Here is a 17,882-nt window from a genome sequence, read left to right on the forward strand (position 1 = left end):
ACTATTCTTGGCGAAGTGGGCATCTAGATGGTGTTTGATGTTTGTTTGCGGCGGCTGTTTACTGTTTTGCCGTATTTTTCGCCCCGTGATTAACCGGACGGAATGCCGGTGCCGCCCTCCGGGGGGCCATGAGAAGCTTGGGGGGTGCTGCTCGAAACCCCCCGGCTCCGCCTGCGCCACTTCCAGGCCGACGACGTGCCCGCCTTCTCGGCCTACCAGTCCGACCCGGACGTCGCCCGCTACCAGGGCTGGACGGCGCCGGTCCCCGTCGAGGAGGCCGCGCCGCTCGTGAAGCGGTTCGCCGCCGCCGACCCCGCCCTGCCCGGCTGGTTCCAGTACGCGATCGAGCTGAAGGCCGACGGGTGCCTGATCGGGGACGTCGGGGTGAACCTGCACGAGAACCTGATGCAGGCCGACCTGGGCTTCACCCTCGCCGCCGACCGGCAGGGGTACGGCTATGCCACGGAAGCCGTACGCGCCGTGCTGGACGACCTCTTCGCGCGCGGGCTGCGGCGGGTGTCGGCGGAGTGCGACGTGCGCAACACCCGCTCCGCCCGGCTGCTGGAACGGGTCGGCTTCCAGCGGGAGGGCCTGCGCCCCGCGTTCACCTGGCTCAAGGGTGAGTGGACCGACGACCTGATCTTCGGTCTCCTCGCGGACCGCAGGCCGCCCTCAGCCTGAGCGGTGCGACGGCACTCCGGGCGGGGACGCGGCCAGCCGGTCCAGCACCTCGATCAGGCCCGGCAGGGCCGCCAGTTCCTCGGGGCTCAGCGTGGTCTCGATGGCGTGCGCCAGCCACGCCTCGCGCCCCTCCATGGCGGCCCGCAGCACGTCCCGCCCCTGGTCCGTGGCCACCACCAGGAACCGCCGGCCGTCGTCGGGGTCGGGGTGGCGGGTGATGAGCCCGCCCTTCTCCAGCGCGGCCAGCGTCTGCGCCATGGACTGCGGCCGCATGTACTCCGCCGCGGCCAGGTCGCTGGTCGTGGCGGGCGGCCCGCTGACCACCCGGTGCAGGGCCGCGAGCTGACTCCTGGTCCACACCGAGGACCCGGGCCCGCCCTCCGCCCGCAACCGCCCCCGCAGTCTGCCCAGGGCGAGCGACAGGCCCACCGCCGCCCGCGCCGCCTCGTTCCTCCGACCGGTCATGGCTCGCATCGTACAGCAAATGCGCAGGTAGCCTGAAGAATAAGCGACGCGGGGGCGGCCCGGTCAGCGTTCCATGCGGTCGATCTGGCGGATCTTGTTCGTCACGTCGAGCGCCGCGACCTTGTAGGACTCCGCGAGCGTCGGATAGTTGAACACCGCGTCCACCAGATAGTCGACCGTCCCGCCGCACCCCATCACGGCCTGGCCGATGTGGATCAGTTCGGTCGCGCCGGAGCCGAAGCAGTGCACCCCCAGCAGCTTCCGGTCCTCCGGCGACACCAGCAGTTTCAGCATGCCGTGCGTGTCCCCGATGATCTGGCCCCGGGCCAGCTCCCGATAGCGCGAGACACCGACCTCGAACGGCACCTTCTCGTCGGTCAGCTGGTCCTCGGTCTTCCCGATGAAGCTGATCTCGGGGATCGTGTAGATCCCGATCGGCTGCAAGTGGTGCATCGCGTTCACCGGCTCGTCGCACGCGTGGTACGCGGCGGCGCGGCCCTGTTCCATCGAGGTGGCGGCCAGCGCGGGGAAGCCTATGACGTCACCGACGGCGTAGATGTGCGGCACGGTGGTGCGGTAGTGCTCGTCCACGCTGATGCGCCCGCGCTTGTCGGCGCTCAACCCCGCCTTGTCCAGGTCGAGTTCGTCCGTCAGCCCCTGGCGTCCCGCCGAGTACATCACCGCGTCGGCGGCTATCTTCTTGCCGCTCTCCAGGACGGTGAGCGTGCCGTGTTCGTGCCGCTCCACCGCCGCGACCGTCTCGCCGAACCGGAACGTGACAGCCAGGTCCCTGAGGCGGTACTTGAGCGCCTCGACCACCTCGACGTCACAGAAGTCCAGCATCCCGTCCCGCTGTTCCACCACGGTGATCTTGCTGCCGAGGGCCGCGAACATCGAGGCGTACTCCATGCCGATGACCCCGGCGCCCACGATCACCATGGACCGCGGCACGTCCGCCATGTTCAGGACGCTGTCCGAGTCCATGACCGTACGGTCGTCGAACTCGACGGTCGCCGGACGCGCCGGACGGGTGCCGGTCGCGATGACGATGTGGTCGGCGGTGAGCAGCCGGTCCTGCCCCGCCGAGTCCCGTACGGCCACGGTGTGGTCGTCCACGAACCGTCCGGTGCCCGAGAGCAGCGTGACCTGGTTCCTGGCCAGCTGATTGCGGACGACGTCGACCTCACGGCTGACCACGTGCTGCGTACGGGCCGTCAGGTCGGCGACGGTGATCTCTTCCTTGAGCCGGTAGCTCTGGCCGTACAGGTCGCGCTGGCTGAGCCCGGTGAGATAGAGCACCGCCTCGCGCAGCGTCTTGGAGGGCACCGTCCCCGTATGGATGGAGACGCCCCCGACCATGTCGGGGCGGTCGACGACCGCCACCCGGCGACCGAGCTTGGCCGCGGCGATGGCGGCCTTCTGGCCGCCCGGTCCTGATCCGATGACAAGCATGTCGAAGTCGGGCACGGAAGGAGTCTGTCAGCCGCCCGCGCTTCCCGGAAGGGCGGGTCCGATGCGCGGGACGGCCCCATCAATCACGGCCGGGGTCCCGGATCGTGGGTACGTTTTGTCCTGTCCAGGGAGATCGAGTCACCTTCTGTACTGATATCTCCTCGCTTGTGGCCGAGACAGATCGAGGAACCCCATGCCCGCGGTCCCCACCCGCACGCTCAACAACGGCGTCACCATCCCGCAGCTCGGATTCGGTGTCTTCCAGATCCCGCCGCAGCAGACCCGCGAAGCGACGCTCCTCGCCCTGGAGACCGGCTACCGGCACATCGACACCGCCGAGGCCTACGGGAACGAGAAGGAGGTCGGCCAGGCGATCCGTGACTCCGGCATCGACCGGAGCGAGATTTTCGTGACCAGCAAGCTCAACGACCGGGCCCACGCCCCCGAGGACGCCCTGCGGGCCTTCGACCGGACCCTGGAGGTCCTCGGCACCGGCCCGCTCGACCTCTTCCTCATCCACTGGCCGATGCCGTCCGTCGGCGACTTCGTGGAGACCTGGCACGCCATGGAGGAGATGTACCACGGCGGGCAGGTCCGGGCGGTCGGCGTCTCCAACTTCCAGCCCCACCACCTGCGCCGGCTGCTCCAGAGCAGCGTGATCGTGCCGGCCGTCAACCAGATCGAGATCCACCCCTACCTGACCCAGGACGACGTACGGGCCTTCAACGCCGACCACGACATCGCCACCGAGGCCTGGTCGCCGATCGCCCAGGGCAAGGTGCTCGACGACCCCACCCTCACGTCCGTCGCCGAGCGCCTCGGCCGCACCCCCGCCCAGGTGACCCTCCGCTGGCACATCCAGCGCGGCGACATCGTCTTCCCGAAGTCGGTCACCCGCGCCCGGGTCGAGGAGAACTTCCGTCTCTTCGACTTCACCCTCACCGAGGGGGACATGGCGGAGATCTCGGCGCTCAACCGCGACGAGCGCACCGGCTTCGACCCGGACCGGTACCCCAACAACTGACTGCCCGGAGACCGGCCGGCGGGGACGGTCGTACGAACATCCGGGTCGCCGGGCCCGTCGGGCGCCCCGCCAGGACGGTGTACGACGCATGATGATTCACTGGGCCGGAGATCCGCGCCGCCGTACCCGGATGACGCGCCTTCGTACACGGATGATACGGATGATGGGGTAGCCAGTGATTCTGAAGACCTTCCGGTGGGCCTTCGTGGTCACCGCGCTCGGCCTGGGACTGGGGGTCCTCTACGACGGTACGAAAGCGCTGGGGATCGTCGCGATCCTGGCGGTCCTGGAGATCTCGCTGTCCTTCGACAACGCGGTGATCAACGCCGGGATCCTCAAGAAGATGAGTGTCTTCTGGCAGAAGATCTTCCTCACCATCGGTGTGCTGATCGCGGTCTTCGGCATGCGGCTGGTCTTCCCCATCCTGATCGTGTCCGTCACGGCCAAGATCGGGCCGATCGAGTCCGTACGGCTCGCCCTGAACGACAAGGACCGCTACCAGCAGCTGGTCACCGACGCGCACCCGTCGATCGCGGCCTTCGGCGGGATGTTCCTGCTGATGATCTTCCTCAACTTCATCTTCGAGGACCGGGAGATCAAGTGGCAGGCCTGGCTGGAGCGGCCGCTGGCCAAGCTCGGCCAGGTCGACATGCTCGCCGTCTGCCTCGCGCTCATCGCGCTGCTCATCGCGTCCATGACGGTCGCCACGAGCGCCCACCAGCACGGCGGGCATCACGCCGACAAGGCGTCCACGGTGCTCACCGCGGGGGTGGCGGGCCTCATCACCTATCTGATCGTCGGCGGGCTCTCCAGCTTCTTCGAGGGCCGGCTGGAGGCGGAAGAGGAACGCGAGACGGAGAAGGCCGAGGAGGTCGGCCGGGCACGCTCGGCGGCGGCCGTCACGGGCAAGGCCGCGTTCTTCATGTTCCTCTACCTGGAAGTCATCGACGCGTCGTTCTCCTTCGACGGGGTCATCGGCGCCTTCGCCATCACCAACGACATCGTGCTGCTGGCGCTGGGCCTCGGCATCGGCGCGATGTACGTCAGGTCGCTCACGGTCTTCCTCGTGCGCAAGGGCACGCTGGACGACTACGTGTACCTGGAGCACGGCGCGCATTACGCGATCGGGGCGCTCGCCGTGATCCTGATCGTCACCATCCAGTACCAGATCAGCGAACTCATCACCGGGCTCGTCGGCGTGGTCCTGATCGGCTGGTCGTTCTGGTCCTCGGTCCTGCGCAACAGGCGCCTCGCGAGCAGCGGGTCCGACGCCTGAGGCCCGCCTCCGGGTGGGCCTCTCCCGGACGCTCGCTAACGGTCGCTCACCACGGTGAACATGCCGCCGTCCGGGTCGCGCAGCGTGGCCTCCCGGCCGGTCGGCGGGGACGACGGGGGAGCCACGACCTCGCCCCCCGCCGCGAGGGCGGCGTCCGCCGCCGCGTCCACGTCGTCCACCCGGAACGACACCTGCCAGCGCGGGCGGATCCGCGGATCGGGAGCGCTGCCCACGGCCCCGCCGCGCAGCGCGCACACCGTACGCTCGCCGTCCCGCACCATTACCCGGTCCTGCTCGTAGTGCGCCTCCAGCCCCTCCTTCCCCTCCGGGGCCCAGTGCAGGACCTGCCCGTAGAAGATCGCGGCGGCGAAGGCGTCCCGGGTGCGCAGCTCCAGGCGGGCGGGGCCCTGCCCCTTCCCGATCGACCAGCCCGGGATGATCCTGCCCTCCCAGAGGCCGAAGACCGCGCCGTCGGGATCGGCGGCCAGTGCCCCGCGTCCGGTGTTCATGGCGAGGGGACCGACGGCGACGGTGGCGCTCCGCTCCCTCACCCGGGAGGTGGCCCCGTTCACGTCGTCCACCACGAAGTACGGGGTCCAGGAGACGGCGGTACGCAGCGTGGAGGCGAGAGCGCCGATCCCGGCGACGGCCTCCCCGCCGACCAGCCCGACGGAGAACTCGTCGCCCAGGGACGTCGAACGGTAGGACCAGCCGAGGACCGCGCGGTAGAACTCCTGGGCGGCGGGGAGATCGCGGGCCATCAGACTCACCCAGCAGGGAGATCCGGTGACGGCTTGAGGTGACGCCGGCATGACGCTGGTGCGCTCCATTCGTCCGGGCGGGGACGGATCGACCCCGCCCCCGACGCATGCTCCCCACCTTGCCGCCGCACACGCTCTTACGCATGTGACGCGCCGCAGATTCGGCGACGCCCTTGCCCGGTCCCGTCACACCGTCCGGTCACACCGTCCCGTCGAGATCACCCGCGTAGTGCGCGATGGCCCGCCGGTACCGCCGCACGGACGGATCCCCACTGGTCTCGGCGAGCACCTCCAACAGCGTCCCGGTCGCCTCCCGGTGCGCGCCCGTGTTGTACAGCGCCATCGCGAGGAACGCCCGCAGCGCCCCGTCGCCGGGATACCGCGCCACACCGAGCCGGAGCGTCTCGACCGCCTGCTCGTAGCGGCCGAGTACCCGGTAGGTGGACCCGAGCCCCAGCAACGCGCCCCGGCGGTCCTCGTCGGACAGTCCGTCACCCGCCAGCGCGCGTTCGTAGTACGGCACGGCATCGGCCTCCAGCCCCAGCACGTCGTGGATCCACGCCGTCTGGTACGCCACTTCCGCGTCCTGCGGGGACCGCGCGGAGAGGTCCAGCAGCAGCGTGCGCGCCTCCTCGTGCCGGCCTTCTTCCCTGAGCCGTACGGCCCCGGACAGCGAATCGTTTCCGCTCTGCGCGCTCATGGGGACATCGTCGCAGCTCCCGGCATTGGGGTGAGCGGTCGCCAGGTCCGTTTCCGGGGAAGCCGGGCCGGGCACTCAGGCGTGCATGACCCGGGAAAGTGTTTGTGTGAAATATGACGTGACGCGCCTGGTCCTGGTGGGGCTGGTCTCCGGACTGCGCAGCCAGACGGGGATCGCGGCCGTCGCGTTGACCACCGAGCCGGGGGAGCGCGCCCGGCCCGCGTCGTTGTTCGCGGGGGTGTGGGGCAAGCGGGGCGCCGCCGCCGGGGCCGTCGGGGAGCTGGTCGCGGACAAGCTGCCGTGGACCCCGAGCCGTCTCACTCCCGCCGGGATCGCCTCCCGGATGGCGTTCGGCGGGTTCGCTGCCGTCGCGCTGTCCTCGCGGGAGCCGGGCGGCGCCCCGCCCGTCCTCGCGGCCGCGGTGGGGGCCGCCGCGTCCGCGGTGGGCACCCTGGCCGGTGCCTACTGGCGGCGTACGGTCGCCGAGGCCGGCCGCCCCGACTGGCCGGCGGCCCTGCTGGAGGACGCCGCTGCCCTCCTCCTGGCCTACACCGCCGTCGGGCACACCGACGCCGCCCGGCACGCCGTGGCGACGGCCGCCGGAACGGCGTCGGGAGCCGTGTCGGGCGCGGTGACCGGCGCGCTCACCCCATCGCGCGGTCGAGGTTGATCGCCGAGCTGATCAGCGCGAGATGGGTGAACGCCTGGGGATAGTTGCCCAGGTGCTCACCCGTCAGCCCGATCTGCTCCGCGAACAGCCCCAGGTGGTTGGAGTAGGTGAACATCTTCTCCAGCGCCAGCCGCGCCGCCTCCACGTCACCGGTCCTGGCCAGCGCCTCCACCCACCAGAACGAGCAGATCGAGAACGTGCCCTCGGTGCCGTCCAGCCCGTCCGGCGCCTGCTCGGGGTCGTACCGGAACACCAGGCTGTCCACCACCAGCCGGCGGCGGATGGCCTCGACCGTGGACCGGAAGCGCGGATCCACCGGCGACACGAACTTGACCATCGGCATCAGCAGCAGCGAGGCGTCCAGGATGTTCGCCGGCTGCTGTCCGTCGTCCGCGGAGAGCCGCTGCACGAACGTCCGCTCCTCGTCGTTCCAGCCGCGCGCCATGATCTCGTGGTAGATCCGGTCCCGTACCGAGATCCACCGGCCCAGGTCACCGGGCAGGCCCCGGCGGCGCGCCATTCTGATCATGCGCTCGACCGCGACCCAGCACATCAGCCGTGAGTACGTGTGGTGCTGCTGGCCCGACCGGGTCTCCCAGATCGACTCGTCGACGGTGTTCCAGTGCTCCAGCAGCCAGTCCAGGACCACACAGAGATCGGTCCAGCTCTCGTGCGAGATCCCGGCGCCGTACTTGTCGAACAGGTAGATGGAGTCGATCAGTTCGCCGTAGAGGTCCAGCTGCCGCTGGCCGCTCGCGTCGTTGCCCGTACGGACCGGGTACGAGCCCCGGTAGCCCTCCAGGTGCCCCAGCACCTCCTCGGGCAGGTGCGCGTGGCCGTCGATCGAGTACATGACCCGCAGCGGCCCCGCCTCGCCGTCCGTCGCGTCGCGCAGCCGCTCGGTCAGCCAGTCCATGAAGGACTGCGCCTCCTGGGTGAAGCCGAGGCGCAGCAACGCGTACAGCGAGAACGCGGCGTCGCGGATCCACACGTACCGGTAGTCCCAGTTCCGCACCCCGCCCAGCTGCTCGGGAAGCCCCAGCGTCGGCGCGGCGATCACCGCGCCCGACGGTTCGTGGGTGAGCAGCTTGAGGGTCAGCGCCGAGCGGTGGACCATCTCGCGCCAGCGGCCGGTGTACGTGGACCGGCTCAGCCAGCGCCGCCAGAAGGCCACCGTCGCCGTGAACAGCTCCTCGGCGGTTTCGGGGGGCTCGGCGGGCTCGGCGGACGTCTCCAGTACGAAGAGCGCCGTCTCGCCCTCCCCGAGGACGAATTCGCCGAACGCGTCGGTGTCGTCCAGCTCCAGACCCACGCTCGCCCGCACCGACAGGATGACCGTGTCACCGCTGAACCGCACCCCGCGAGGGATCCGCTCCAGCCGGTGCTCGTCGCGTCCGTAGTTCGTCCGGGGCGCGATCCGCACCGACATGAACATCCGGCCGCGGATGTTCACCACCCGCCGCACCAGCCGCTGCCGATGGGCGGAGTCGTTCTCCCTCAGGATCGGCATGAAGTCCTGGATCTCCACGATGCCGTCCACCGTGAACATGCGGGTGATCAGGATGTTCGTGTCCGGGAAGTAGAACTGGTGACGGTCCACCACCTCGCACACCGGTGCGATCTCCCAGAAGCCGCCGCGCCGGACGTCGAGCAGGGACGCGAAGACACTGGGGGAGTCGAAGCGGGGCGCGCAGAACCAGTCGACCCGGCCGTCCGTCCCCACCAGCGCGGCGGTCCGCAGGTCACCGATCAGACCGTGCTCGGCGATCGGCAGGTAGTCCTCGCCCCGGTCGTCGGGACGCTCCGCGGAGCGCTGCCCGGCAGCTCTCCACGGACCCTCCGCCCCGGTGTCCTGATCGTCGCGGTTCATCCCGACGAGTCTTGCCCACCGGCCGCGCTCCCGCATGTCGGAGACGGCCGGCGGGCCCTCCCGGCCGTCTCGCCTCAGGGGCGGTGGACGCGCAGATACGCGACCTCGTACGACATGCTGTCCACGGACGGTTCGGGGGCGGGGTGGAAGGCACCGGCGCAGACGGAGAGGTTCACGATGAGATACGCGCGCCAGAACCACCCGACGCCCCGGTTGTCGGCGAAGACCCGTACCCCGTTGACCCACCAGACCACCGACCACCTCCGGAACTCGACCCGCAGGTCCACCCACGCGCCGGGCGCGATCGCCGGATCCGTGAAGTAGCGCTGCCCGCCCCGGACATGGTTGGTCAGCTCCAGGAGATCCGGGTTGTCCGGGTGGTACTCGAAGACGTCGATCTCGTTCCCGCCGTCCCGCCAGGTCCAGATCGCGGGCCAGGCGCCGATCTCGGCGGGCAGCCGTACGCGCGCCTCCAGGACGTCGCCCGTACGGACCATGAACCCGTCCTCGCTGCCCTCCGTGGTGAGCAGCCCCGTGTCCCAGTAGCCGTCGCGCCTGCGGGACGCGCGGAAGATCCCGTCGCGGCTGAACTCCGCGTCGGGGGAGAGGTGGTCGAGCTTGTTGTCGCCGGGATTGGTGGGCCCGCCGTTCGGATAGGCCCACGAGCGGCCCGCGACCCACTGGTCGGGCGAGGAGAAGTCGGCCGTGAAGACCGGCGGCGCTCCGGGGCGCGAGGGCACCGGCACTGTGGGCACCGGACCCGTGGGCCCCGGTTGCCCCGGCCGCTGCGACACCGGACCGGGTGGTCTGCCCCTCGGTCCCGGCACCCGGCCGAGCTTCTCGGCGAGCCATTCCACGAACGGGGATCCACGCTGTCCCATCGCATCCCTTTCACCGGTACCGACGGTGTACGGCCTGGCACCGTAGGGAGCATGAGGGCCGTACGGGCGGTGACGTGTCGTTACTCAAGGTGATGGTACGTTCACCGAGGGCGACCGATCAAGAGGGCGGGGCGAACATGGACGCGGGGAAGGGGGACAGGACGCGGGCCGGGAGCCGGGTGAAGCGGATGGTGTCGTGGAACGTCCTGGGCCCGGTCTCGTACAGCAACCCCACGGCCCCCGGGCCGGTTCGCACCAGATCCGAGTAACCCGCGCGGTCCTCCGACACCGTCCACACGGGCTGCCAGGACCGCCCGCCGTCGCCGCTTGCCCGCACCTGCATCCGTACGCGGGCGCGCGGATCCGCCGGTCCCGAGTACAACAGCGGGCCCCTGCCCGGCAGTCCGGACGCGAGCAGCACGCTTCCCTGGACGACCGGTCCGGCGATCAGGGGCTGCGGCCGGAACGGTACGGAGAGGGTGAGCCCGCCGTCGGAGCTGTAGGCGTCGGCGCGGGCCTCGTCCGGTCTGCGGCTGTGGTCACGGGAGTTGACGTACACCAGGCCGTTGGGCAGCTCGGCGAGGGTGCTCTCGTTGAGCTGGACGGGCCCGCCGGCCGAGCCGGCCACAAAACCGACGTGCCAGGTCACGCCGCCGTCGTCGCTGTAGAGGGAGTGCGCGCCGCTGCGTCCCGTACGGCCCGACGTGTGGTTCGCGGGGATCAGCAGCCGGCCCCGGTGCGGGCCCCGGCGCAAGGACACCGCGTGCCCGGGGCCGACCGCGTACCAGCGCCAGTCCGCGGGCTTGACCGTGTCGGTGAGGTCGCGCTGCGGTGTCCACGTCGCGCCGCCGTCGGCGCTGCGCTGGACGTACACCCGGCGGGTCGACGCGGGCGCCGCTCCCGTCGTGACCTGGCGGCGGGTCGCCCCGCTGATCGTCCGGCAGGTGAGCAGCACCACGTCACCGCTGGCCGGATCGATGACCGGTACGGGGTTGCCCGCCGTGTCGGCGCCCGCGTCGGCCACCACCTGGAGGGGCCCCCAGGTGCATCCGCCGTCGAAGGAGCGCCGCAGGACCAGGTCGATGTCACCGTCGTCGGCCGACGAGTGCCGCCGCCCCTCGGCGAACGCGAGCAGGGCGCCGCCGGGCACCTGGAGCGCGGCGGGAATACGGAAGGTGAAGTAACCCGACTGCCCGGACCGGTACGGAACCGACGGCGGGCACGCGGCGGGCGCCGACGCGGCGGCGGACGGCACCTGGACCGCCGCCGGACCCGCGGCGAGGGACAGCAGCAACGCCAGGAACCGGCGGACGGTCCTGGTCCTGGCACCAAAGGCGCGGACTCTCATCTCATCCTCGTTCTGTACGGATATGTGAGGTATGACGAGATGAAAGTAGAGGGTCGAGGGATCAGCCGGCCGGACCGCCACGCACGGCGGAAGCGGCTACGGACGCCGTGATGTCCCGGGAGGGTTCCGGCCGCTTCGGGCGCTTGCGGCGCGTCAGCGGTCGTTCGATCAGGTAGTACGACGCCGTGGCGGCCGCGAAGGAGGCCGCGAGGGTGGCCGGGGTGTGCCAGGTGTCGACCCCCAGCCCGGCCAGCAGCCGCCCGAGCGGATAGTGCCAGAGATAGAGGGCGTAGCTCAGGTTGCGCCCCACCCAGACCAGCGGCGCGACGGACAGCACCCGGGCCAGCGGGGCGCGCGGCGACAGGTCGAGCGCCGCCAGGACCGTCGCCGTCAGGACGGCGGTGACCAGGAAACCGACGGTGTAGAGCGGCACGGTCCACACCCCGGTGTGGGTGCCGGGGACGTACCACACGAGAAGGCCCAGCACCCCCAGAGCGGGCCACGCCAGCCGCCCCGACCAGCGCCGCAGCGCGGCCAGCCGCCGGTCCTCCGCGTCCAGCCGGGCCACCACGATCGCCAGGAGCGCGCCGGCGAGCAGCTGGTCCGCGCGGGTGTCGGTGCCGTTGTAGATGCGGTGGGCCGCGGTCGGGTCCCACAGGTACCAGCGCCAGAACACGGGCAGCGCGCACAGCACGGCCGCCGCGATCAGCACCGTCCGCGGCCTGACCCACCGCAGGAGGAGGACCAGGACCGGCGGCCACAGCAGGTAGAACTGTTCCTCCACCCCCAGGGACCAGGTGTGCGCGAGGAGTGTGGTGTCGTCCGAGTACGCGCCGGGCTGTCCCGCCCGGACGATGTTGACCAGGAACGTCGCGGACAGCCCGATCGACGCCCAGGCGTTGTCGAAGCCGGGCAGGCCGGTGGTGAGGGCCAGCACGGCGCACACCGCGCACAGCGCCAGCAGGGCGGGCACCAGCCGCAGCCAGCGGCGCCGGTAGAAGGGGCCCATGGCCACGGTCCCGCCGCGGGCGAACTCGGCCAGCAGCAGCCGGGTGATGACAAACCCGCTGATGGTGAAGAAGACGTCCACACCGAAGGCGCCGCCCGGGAGCAGGTCGGCGTCCAGGTGGTAGACCATGACCACCGCGACGGCGAGGGCCCGCAGCCCGTCCACCCCGTCGATCCGCCCGCCGGTCAGCGCCGAGGGAAAGCCGTGCCCGGCCCGGCGCCCGACCCGGACGGGCACCACCCCCAGGCTTCCGGTCCCGCCCGATCTGTCCGTTCCTGTCCTGGTCGCCGGGGCTGTTCGAATACTGTCCACTCCGAGCCGCTGCCCACAAACAGGTCCCGCACGCGATCCTCATCGACATCTCAGGTTGCTTCACCGAAGACTCACAAACGGCGCCGACGGGGGTCGACGGCGTAATGTGGGGAGTCGATCACGCCGTCGGCCTCGACCGGGCGGTGCTTCGCGCGGAGCTGCCGGCAGAGCAGACCAGGGGTGGTGCGGTGTCATGGTGAATCCGACGATCTTGACCGTGGACGACGATCCGGCGGTCTCCCGGGCGGTCGCACGCGACATCCGGCGCCGTTACGGCGACCGCTACCGCGTGGTGCGCGCCATCTCGGGAGCGGACGCCCTGGAAGCGCTGCGCGAGATAAAGCTGCGCGGCGAACAACTCGCGATCATGCTCGCCGACTACCGCATGCCCCAGATGAACGGGCTGGAGTTCCTCGAAGCGGCGATGGACCTCTTCCCGCGCGCCCGGCGGGTGCTCCTGACCGCGTACGCCGACACCGGCGCGGCCATCGACGCGATCAACGTGGTCGATCTCGACCATTACCTCCTCAAGCCGTGGAACCCGCCGGAGGAGCACCTCTACCCGGTGATCGACACCCTGCTGGACGCCTGGCTCTCCACCCCCGACCCGACGGCCACCGAGATCCGCGTGGTGGGACACCGCTGGTCGGCGCCGTCGTTCGCGGTACGCGACTTCCTCGCCCGGAACCTGGTCCCGTACCGCTGGCTCCAGGCGGACGAGCCCGAGGGCGAGCGGCTGCTGGCCGCCGCCGGGGCCACCGCCGCCGACGTGCCGCTGGTCGTCACGTCCGACGGCACGTCGCTGCTGGCGCCGGCCGACGGCGAACTGGCCGCGCACGTCGGGCTGAGCACCGTACCGACGTCCGACTTCTACGATCTCGTCGTGGTGGGCGGCGGCCCCGCCGGACTCGGCGCCGCGGTGTACGGCGCCTCCGAGGGCCTGCGTACGGTCCTCGTCGAGCGCGCCGCGACCGGAGGACAGGCCGGCCAGAGCAGCCGTATCGAGAACTACCTCGGCTTCCCGGACGGCGTGTCAGGATCGCAGCTCACCGACCGGGCCCGCCGACAAGCGCTGAAGTTCGGGGCCGAGATCCTCAGCACCCGCGAGGTCACCGGCATGGAGGCCGCCGGTTCCGGGCGCGTGCTGCACTTCGGCGAGGGCGCCTCCATCACCGCGCACACGGTGGTCCTGGCCACCGGCGTCTCGTACCGCAGACTCGACGCGCCGGGCCTGGAGGAGTTCGCCGGCGCCGGGGTCTTCTACGGGGCCGCCGTCACCGAGGCACCCACCTGCAAGGGCCAGGAGGTCTACATGGTGGGCGGCGCCAATTCGGCGGGCCAGGCGGCCGTCCACTTCTCCCGTTTCGCGGACCGGGTGCACATGCTGGTCAGGGGCGGTGACCTGAGACGGTCGATGTCCAGCTATCTGATCGACCAGATCGAGGCCATCGACAACATCGTCCTGCACCCGTGGACCGAGGTGGTCGACGGCAAGGGCGACGGCCACCTCCAGCAGCTGACCCTCCGGGACACCCGGTCGGGTGCGACGGACACCGTCAGCACGTCCTGGCTGTTCGTCTTCATCGGCGCCGAGCCGCGTACGGAGTGGCTGGACGGGGTGGTGGTCCGCGACGAGCTGGGCTTCGTGGTCACAGGCCCCGACCTGCTGGCCGGCGGACAGCGGCCGGCCGACTGGACGCTGCCCAGGGATCCGTACCACCTGGAGTGCAGCATTCCCGGGGTCTTCGCCGCCGGTGACGTCCGCGCGGCGTCCCTCAAGCGCGTCGCGTCCGCCGTGGGTGACGGCGCGATGGCCATCTCGCTGGTCCATCGCTACATGGAGGCACAGTGACGTCTTCAGAGTCTTCAGAGCAATCTTCCGGATCGTCCGGCACCTCGGCGGCGCCGGCCGGGGCCCCCGAGGAACGGCTGAGCCCGGCGGAACTGCGCACGCTCTTCCTCTTCGAGGCGCTGGACGACGAGCAACTGGCCTGGCTCTCCGAGCGGGGCAGGGTGGAGAGGCGGGACGGCGGCACCGCCGTCTACCAGGAAGGCGAGCCGGCCACCTGCTTCTTCGTCCTGCTCAGCGGCGCGATCACTCTCAACCGGCGGCTGCACGGCGACGACATCGAGGTCACCAGGACCGATCAGCGCGGCGTCTACAGCGGCGCCATGCAGGCGTACCTCGGCGACCGGGTGGACCAGGTGTACGGCAACACCCTGCGGGCCGTGAGCGACGTGGAGCTGTTCGTCCTGTCGGCGGACGATTTCACCACCGCGATCCGGATGTGGTTCCCGATGGCGCTCCACCTGCTGGAGGGGCTGTTCTTCGGCTCGCGCGCGGCCAACATGATCGTGGGGGAGCGGGAGCGCCTGGTCGCCCTCGGGTCGCTGTCCGCCGGCCTCACCCATGAGCTGAACAACCCGGCCGCGGCGGCCGTGCGGGCCACCGAGGCCCTGCGCGAGCGGGTGGCGGGGATGCGCCACAAGCTGGCCCTGATCGCCGACGGCCGGCTGGACGGCAGCAGGCTGCGCGGCCTGGTCGAGCTCCAGGACGCGGCGGTCAAGCAGGCCGCCGCCGCGACCCCGCTGCCCGCGCTGGCCGCGGCCGACGCGGAGGACGTCATCGGCGACTGGCTGGACGAGCAGGGCGTGAGCAGCGCCTGGGACCTGGCGCCCGCACTGGTCGCCGGCGGCATCGAGGTGCCCTGGCTGGCCACGGTCGCCGACGCGGTCGGCGCGGAACACCTGGAGTCGGCGGTCCGCTGGCTCGCGTACACCATCGACGCCGAGCTGCTGATGGGCGAGATCGACGACGCCGTGACCCGCGTCTCCGACCTGGTCGGGGCGGCGAAGCAGTATTCGCAGCTGGACCGGGCGCCGCAGCAGCCCGTCGACGTGCACACCCTGCTCGACGCCACGCTGACCATGCTGCGCGCGAAGATCCCGGCCGGGGTGCGGGTGGTCAAGGAGTACGACCGCGACCTGCCGCCCATCCCCGCGTTCGGCGCCGAGCTGAACCAGGTGTGGACCAACCTGATCGACAACGCCGTGTACGCGATGGGCGGGCGCGGCACGCTCACGTTGCGTACGTGGGGTGAGGTCGACCGGCTGATCGTGGAGATCGGCGACACCGGCTCCGGGATCCCGGACGAGGTCAGGCCGCGGATCTTCGAGCCCTTCTTCTCCACCAAGGCGGTGGGCGAGGGGACGGGCCTCGGGCTGGACATCTCGTACCGCATCGTCGTCAACAAGCACCACGGGGACATCCGGGTGGACTCGCGGCCGGGGGACACCCGGTTCCAGATCTGCCTGCCGATGACGGCCGACCCGGAATGGGACACCTCGGCGTCCCGGTGATGAGGAGCGGGCACGGCGATGCCGTGCGCATCAGGCGGGCCACGGCCCGGGACGCCCGGCGGCTGACCCGGATCGTGCTGTCCTCGCGCGCCTACGAGGGGCCGTACGCGCCGATGATCGCCGGCTATCGGATCGGCCCCGACTACATCGAGGCGCACGAGGTCTTCGTGGCGGTCGAGGCGGCCGGGAGCTTCGGGACGCCCGAGCGGGTGCTCGGCTTCTACGCCCTCCTTCTCACCGAGGCCGAGCTGGACCTGATGTTCGTCACCGACGACGCCCAGGGGCGTGGCATCGGCCGCCTGCTGGTCGCGCATCTGACGGACCGGGCGCGCGAGGCGGGGCTGACGGGGGTACGGGTGGTCGCGCATCCGCCCTCGGAGGGCTTCTACCTCAGCGTGGGCGCGGGACGCACCGGCACGGAGTACGCCCGGCCGCCGGCCGTGATGTGGGACCGGCCCGAGATGATCCTCCCGATCTCCTGACGGACTCCGGGACAGACTCGTGAACGCGGGGCGCCACAACTCCCCTGATGGCCCGTCGAGTTCGGACGGACCGCCTTCGAGAGTATTGGTCCATACCAAAGCCTTGACATGGGATGGGTTCACTTCTTAAATCACGAACGAGCCTTGCCGCCCTGCCCGGGGCGGCGCATTCCCCGGCCGTCGTGCTGTGAACGTCTGTCATATACATGATAAGTCGCTGACCGGTACGACCTCACCCCCCATGTCGGCAGAAGAAGGGATCATCCCCGGATGACCATAGACAGGGTCCGCGCGAGAAACGTCGGCCTCCGACTCCTCGCGCTCGTCGCCGTGCTGTTCGGCCTCACCGCCGCCCCCGCCGCCCACGGAGCCGAACAGAAGGCCGCGGCGGCCCCGTACAAGGTGCTGGCGTTCTACAACGGCACCTGGGACGACGCGCACATCAGCTTCGTACGGGAAGCCAACACCTGGTTCCCGCAGCAGGCCGCCGCCAACAACTTCACGTACACGGCGACCACCAACTGGGACCAGCTCAACACCATCACCAAGGAGCAGTACCAGGTCGTCCTCTTCCTCGACGACGCGCCGCAGGGCGCCTCACAGCGGGCCGGGTTCGAGCGGTACATCCGCAGCGGCGGCGCCTGGATGGGCTTCCACGTCTCCGCCTTCACCACCAACGCGGGTGCCTGGTCCTGGTACTACAACGACTTCCTCGGCTCGGGCAACTTCAAGTCCAACACCTGGGGACCCACCACGGCGACCATCAAGGTCGACGACCGGACCCACCCCACCACCGTCGGCCTGCCCGGCACCTTCACCTCGTCGGTCAGCGAGTGGTACAGCTGGACCAACAACCTGCGCACCCGGCCGGGCATCAAGGTCCTGTCCTCGGTCGACCCGGTCAGCTTCCCGCTCGGCACGGACCCCAACCAGTCCTGGTACAGCGGTGACTACCCGATCACGTGGACCAACACCAACTACAAGATGATCTACGCCAACTTCGGGCACAACGCCATGAACTACAGCACGGGCCAGACCCTGTCCTCCACGTTCGGCAGCGCCACCCAGAACCGCTTCGTGCTCGACAGCCTCAAGTGGCTCGGCACGGGCGAGGGCGGCACCACCACGCCGCCGGGACCCATCAACGAGAACGCCTGGTACTCCCTCGTCAACAGCGGTAACAACCTCTGCGTCGACGCCCGCGCGGCGGCCACCGCCAACGGCACGGTGATCCAGCAGTACACCTGCAACAGCACCCAGGCGCAGCAGTACCAGATCCGCGCCACCGACGGCGGGTTCTCCCGCATCGGCCCGCGCGCCAACGCCGCGCAGGCCATCGACGTCACCAATGTCTCGACCGCCGACAACGCCCCGCTCCAGCTGTGGAGTTACACCGGCGGTACGAACCAGCAGTGGCAGGCCGTCGCCGAGACCGGCGGCCGCTTCCACTTCACCGCCCGGCACAGCGGGAAGTGCCTGAGCGCGCCCGACACCGCCACGACCGGGACCGCCCTGGTCCAGCGCGCCTGCAACGGATCGGCTGCCCAGTCGTTCCAGCTCGTCCAGCAGCCGTAACACACTCCGGCGGCGT

The 17,882-nt window shown here is 70.6% G+C and carries 16 protein-coding genes; 8 read left to right on the forward strand and 8 right to left on the reverse strand.

The window, feature by feature from the left end; genetic code table 11:
- Window positions 1–144 precede the first annotated feature (144 nt).
- The gene (locus OG349_RS33935; RefSeq protein WP_327238253.1) at window positions 145–681 is read left to right on the forward strand and encodes a GNAT family N-acetyltransferase; all 537 of its coding nucleotides are present in this window, start codon (window positions 145–147) and stop codon (window positions 679–681) included.
- Here OG349_RS33935 and OG349_RS33940 read toward each other — a convergent pair.
- Window positions 673–1,146 (reverse strand): MarR family winged helix-turn-helix transcriptional regulator, encoded by a 474-nt coding sequence (locus tag OG349_RS33940; protein ID WP_327238254.1) that lies wholly within the window; start codon window positions 1,144–1,146, stop codon window positions 673–675. The two genes, OG349_RS33935 and OG349_RS33940, sit on opposite strands and share 9 nt — an antisense overlap.
- A 63-nt stretch (window positions 1,147–1,209) precedes the next feature.
- The gene (sthA, locus tag OG349_RS33945; protein WP_327238255.1) at window positions 1,210–2,613 is read right to left on the reverse strand and encodes a Si-specific NAD(P)(+) transhydrogenase; all 1,404 of its coding nucleotides are present in this window, start codon (window positions 2,611–2,613) and stop codon (window positions 1,210–1,212) included.
- Between the two features lie 178 nt (window positions 2,614–2,791).
- Between sthA and OG349_RS33950 the strand changes: the two genes are divergently transcribed.
- Together OG349_RS33950 and OG349_RS33955 are read left to right on the forward strand one after the other, a co-directional pair.
- Complete coding sequence (locus OG349_RS33950; protein ID WP_327238256.1) at window positions 2,792–3,622, forward strand: aldo/keto reductase; 831 nt, start codon at window positions 2,792–2,794, stop codon at window positions 3,620–3,622.
- A 175-nt stretch (window positions 3,623–3,797) separates the two neighbouring features.
- Window positions 3,798–4,898, forward strand: a complete 1,101-nt coding sequence (locus OG349_RS33955; RefSeq protein WP_327238257.1) for a DUF475 domain-containing protein — start codon at window positions 3,798–3,800, stop codon at window positions 4,896–4,898.
- A 35-nt stretch (window positions 4,899–4,933) separates the two neighbouring features.
- Here OG349_RS33955 and OG349_RS33960 read toward each other — a convergent pair whose 3' ends face one another.
- A complete protein-coding gene (locus tag OG349_RS33960; RefSeq protein WP_327238258.1) occupies window positions 4,934–5,659 on the reverse strand; it encodes a VOC family protein in 726 nt (241 codons plus the stop codon).
- Between the two features lie 199 nt (window positions 5,660–5,858).
- The gene (locus OG349_RS33965; RefSeq protein ID WP_327238259.1) at window positions 5,859–6,359 is read right to left on the reverse strand and encodes a tetratricopeptide repeat protein; all 501 of its coding nucleotides are present in this window, start codon (window positions 6,357–6,359) and stop codon (window positions 5,859–5,861) included.
- Window positions 6,360–6,465: 106 nt separating this feature from the next.
- Between OG349_RS33965 and OG349_RS33970 the strand changes: the two genes are divergently transcribed.
- Window positions 6,466–7,029 (forward strand): hypothetical protein, encoded by a 564-nt coding sequence (locus OG349_RS33970; RefSeq protein ID WP_327238260.1) that lies wholly within the window; start codon window positions 6,466–6,468, stop codon window positions 7,027–7,029.
- Here the strand turns inward: OG349_RS33970 and OG349_RS33975 are convergent.
- The 4 genes from OG349_RS33975 to OG349_RS33990 all read right to left on the reverse strand — a co-directional run bounded on the left by OG349_RS33975 (window position 7,004) and on the right by OG349_RS33990 (window position 12,374).
- A complete protein-coding gene (locus OG349_RS33975; protein WP_327238261.1) occupies window positions 7,004–8,899 on the reverse strand; it encodes a glycoside hydrolase family 15 protein in 1,896 nt (631 codons plus the stop codon). The two genes, OG349_RS33970 and OG349_RS33975, sit on opposite strands and share 26 nt — an antisense overlap.
- A gap of 74 nt (window positions 8,900–8,973) precedes the next feature.
- Window positions 8,974–9,645: a glycoside hydrolase family 16 protein gene (locus tag OG349_RS33980; protein ID WP_327238262.1), complete on the reverse strand. Its 672-nt coding sequence runs from the start codon at window positions 9,643–9,645 to the stop codon at window positions 8,974–8,976.
- Between the two features lie 253 nt (window positions 9,646–9,898).
- Window positions 9,899–11,128, reverse strand: coding sequence for a sialidase family protein (locus OG349_RS33985; RefSeq protein ID WP_327238263.1), 1,230 nt, complete (start codon window positions 11,126–11,128; stop codon window positions 9,899–9,901).
- Window positions 11,129–11,189: 61 nt separating this feature from the next.
- Entirely contained in the window at window positions 11,190–12,374 is a 1,185-nt protein-coding gene (locus OG349_RS33990) for an acyltransferase family protein (RefSeq protein WP_327238264.1), read from the reverse strand.
- Between the two features lie 268 nt (window positions 12,375–12,642).
- On the opposite strand from OG349_RS33990, the gene OG349_RS33995 reads away from it, so the two are divergent.
- The 4 genes from OG349_RS33995 (at window position 12,643) to OG349_RS34010 (ending at window position 17,866) form a co-directional block, all read left to right on the forward strand.
- On the forward strand, window positions 12,643–14,301 hold the full coding sequence (locus tag OG349_RS33995) for an FAD-dependent oxidoreductase (protein WP_327238265.1): 1,659 nt from the start codon (window positions 12,643–12,645) through the stop codon (window positions 14,299–14,301).
- A 77-nt stretch (window positions 14,302–14,378) separates the two neighbouring features.
- Window positions 14,379–15,809 (forward strand): ATP-binding protein, encoded by a 1,431-nt coding sequence (locus tag OG349_RS34000; RefSeq protein ID WP_327238832.1) that lies wholly within the window; start codon window positions 14,379–14,381, stop codon window positions 15,807–15,809.
- A complete protein-coding gene (locus OG349_RS34005; protein ID WP_442806349.1) occupies window positions 15,785–16,291 on the forward strand; it encodes a GNAT family N-acetyltransferase in 507 nt (168 codons plus the stop codon). The genes OG349_RS34000 and OG349_RS34005 overlap by 25 nt, the downstream gene beginning before the upstream one ends.
- Window positions 16,292–16,561: 270 nt before the next feature.
- Window positions 16,562–17,866, forward strand: a complete 1,305-nt coding sequence (locus tag OG349_RS34010) for a ThuA domain-containing protein (protein ID WP_327238267.1) — start codon at window positions 16,562–16,564, stop codon at window positions 17,864–17,866.
- Window positions 17,867–17,882: the final 16 nt, after the last annotated feature.

Source organism: Streptomyces sp. NBC_01317 (assembly GCF_035961655.1).
Lineage (GTDB): Bacteria > Actinomycetota > Actinomycetes > Streptomycetales > Streptomycetaceae > Streptomyces.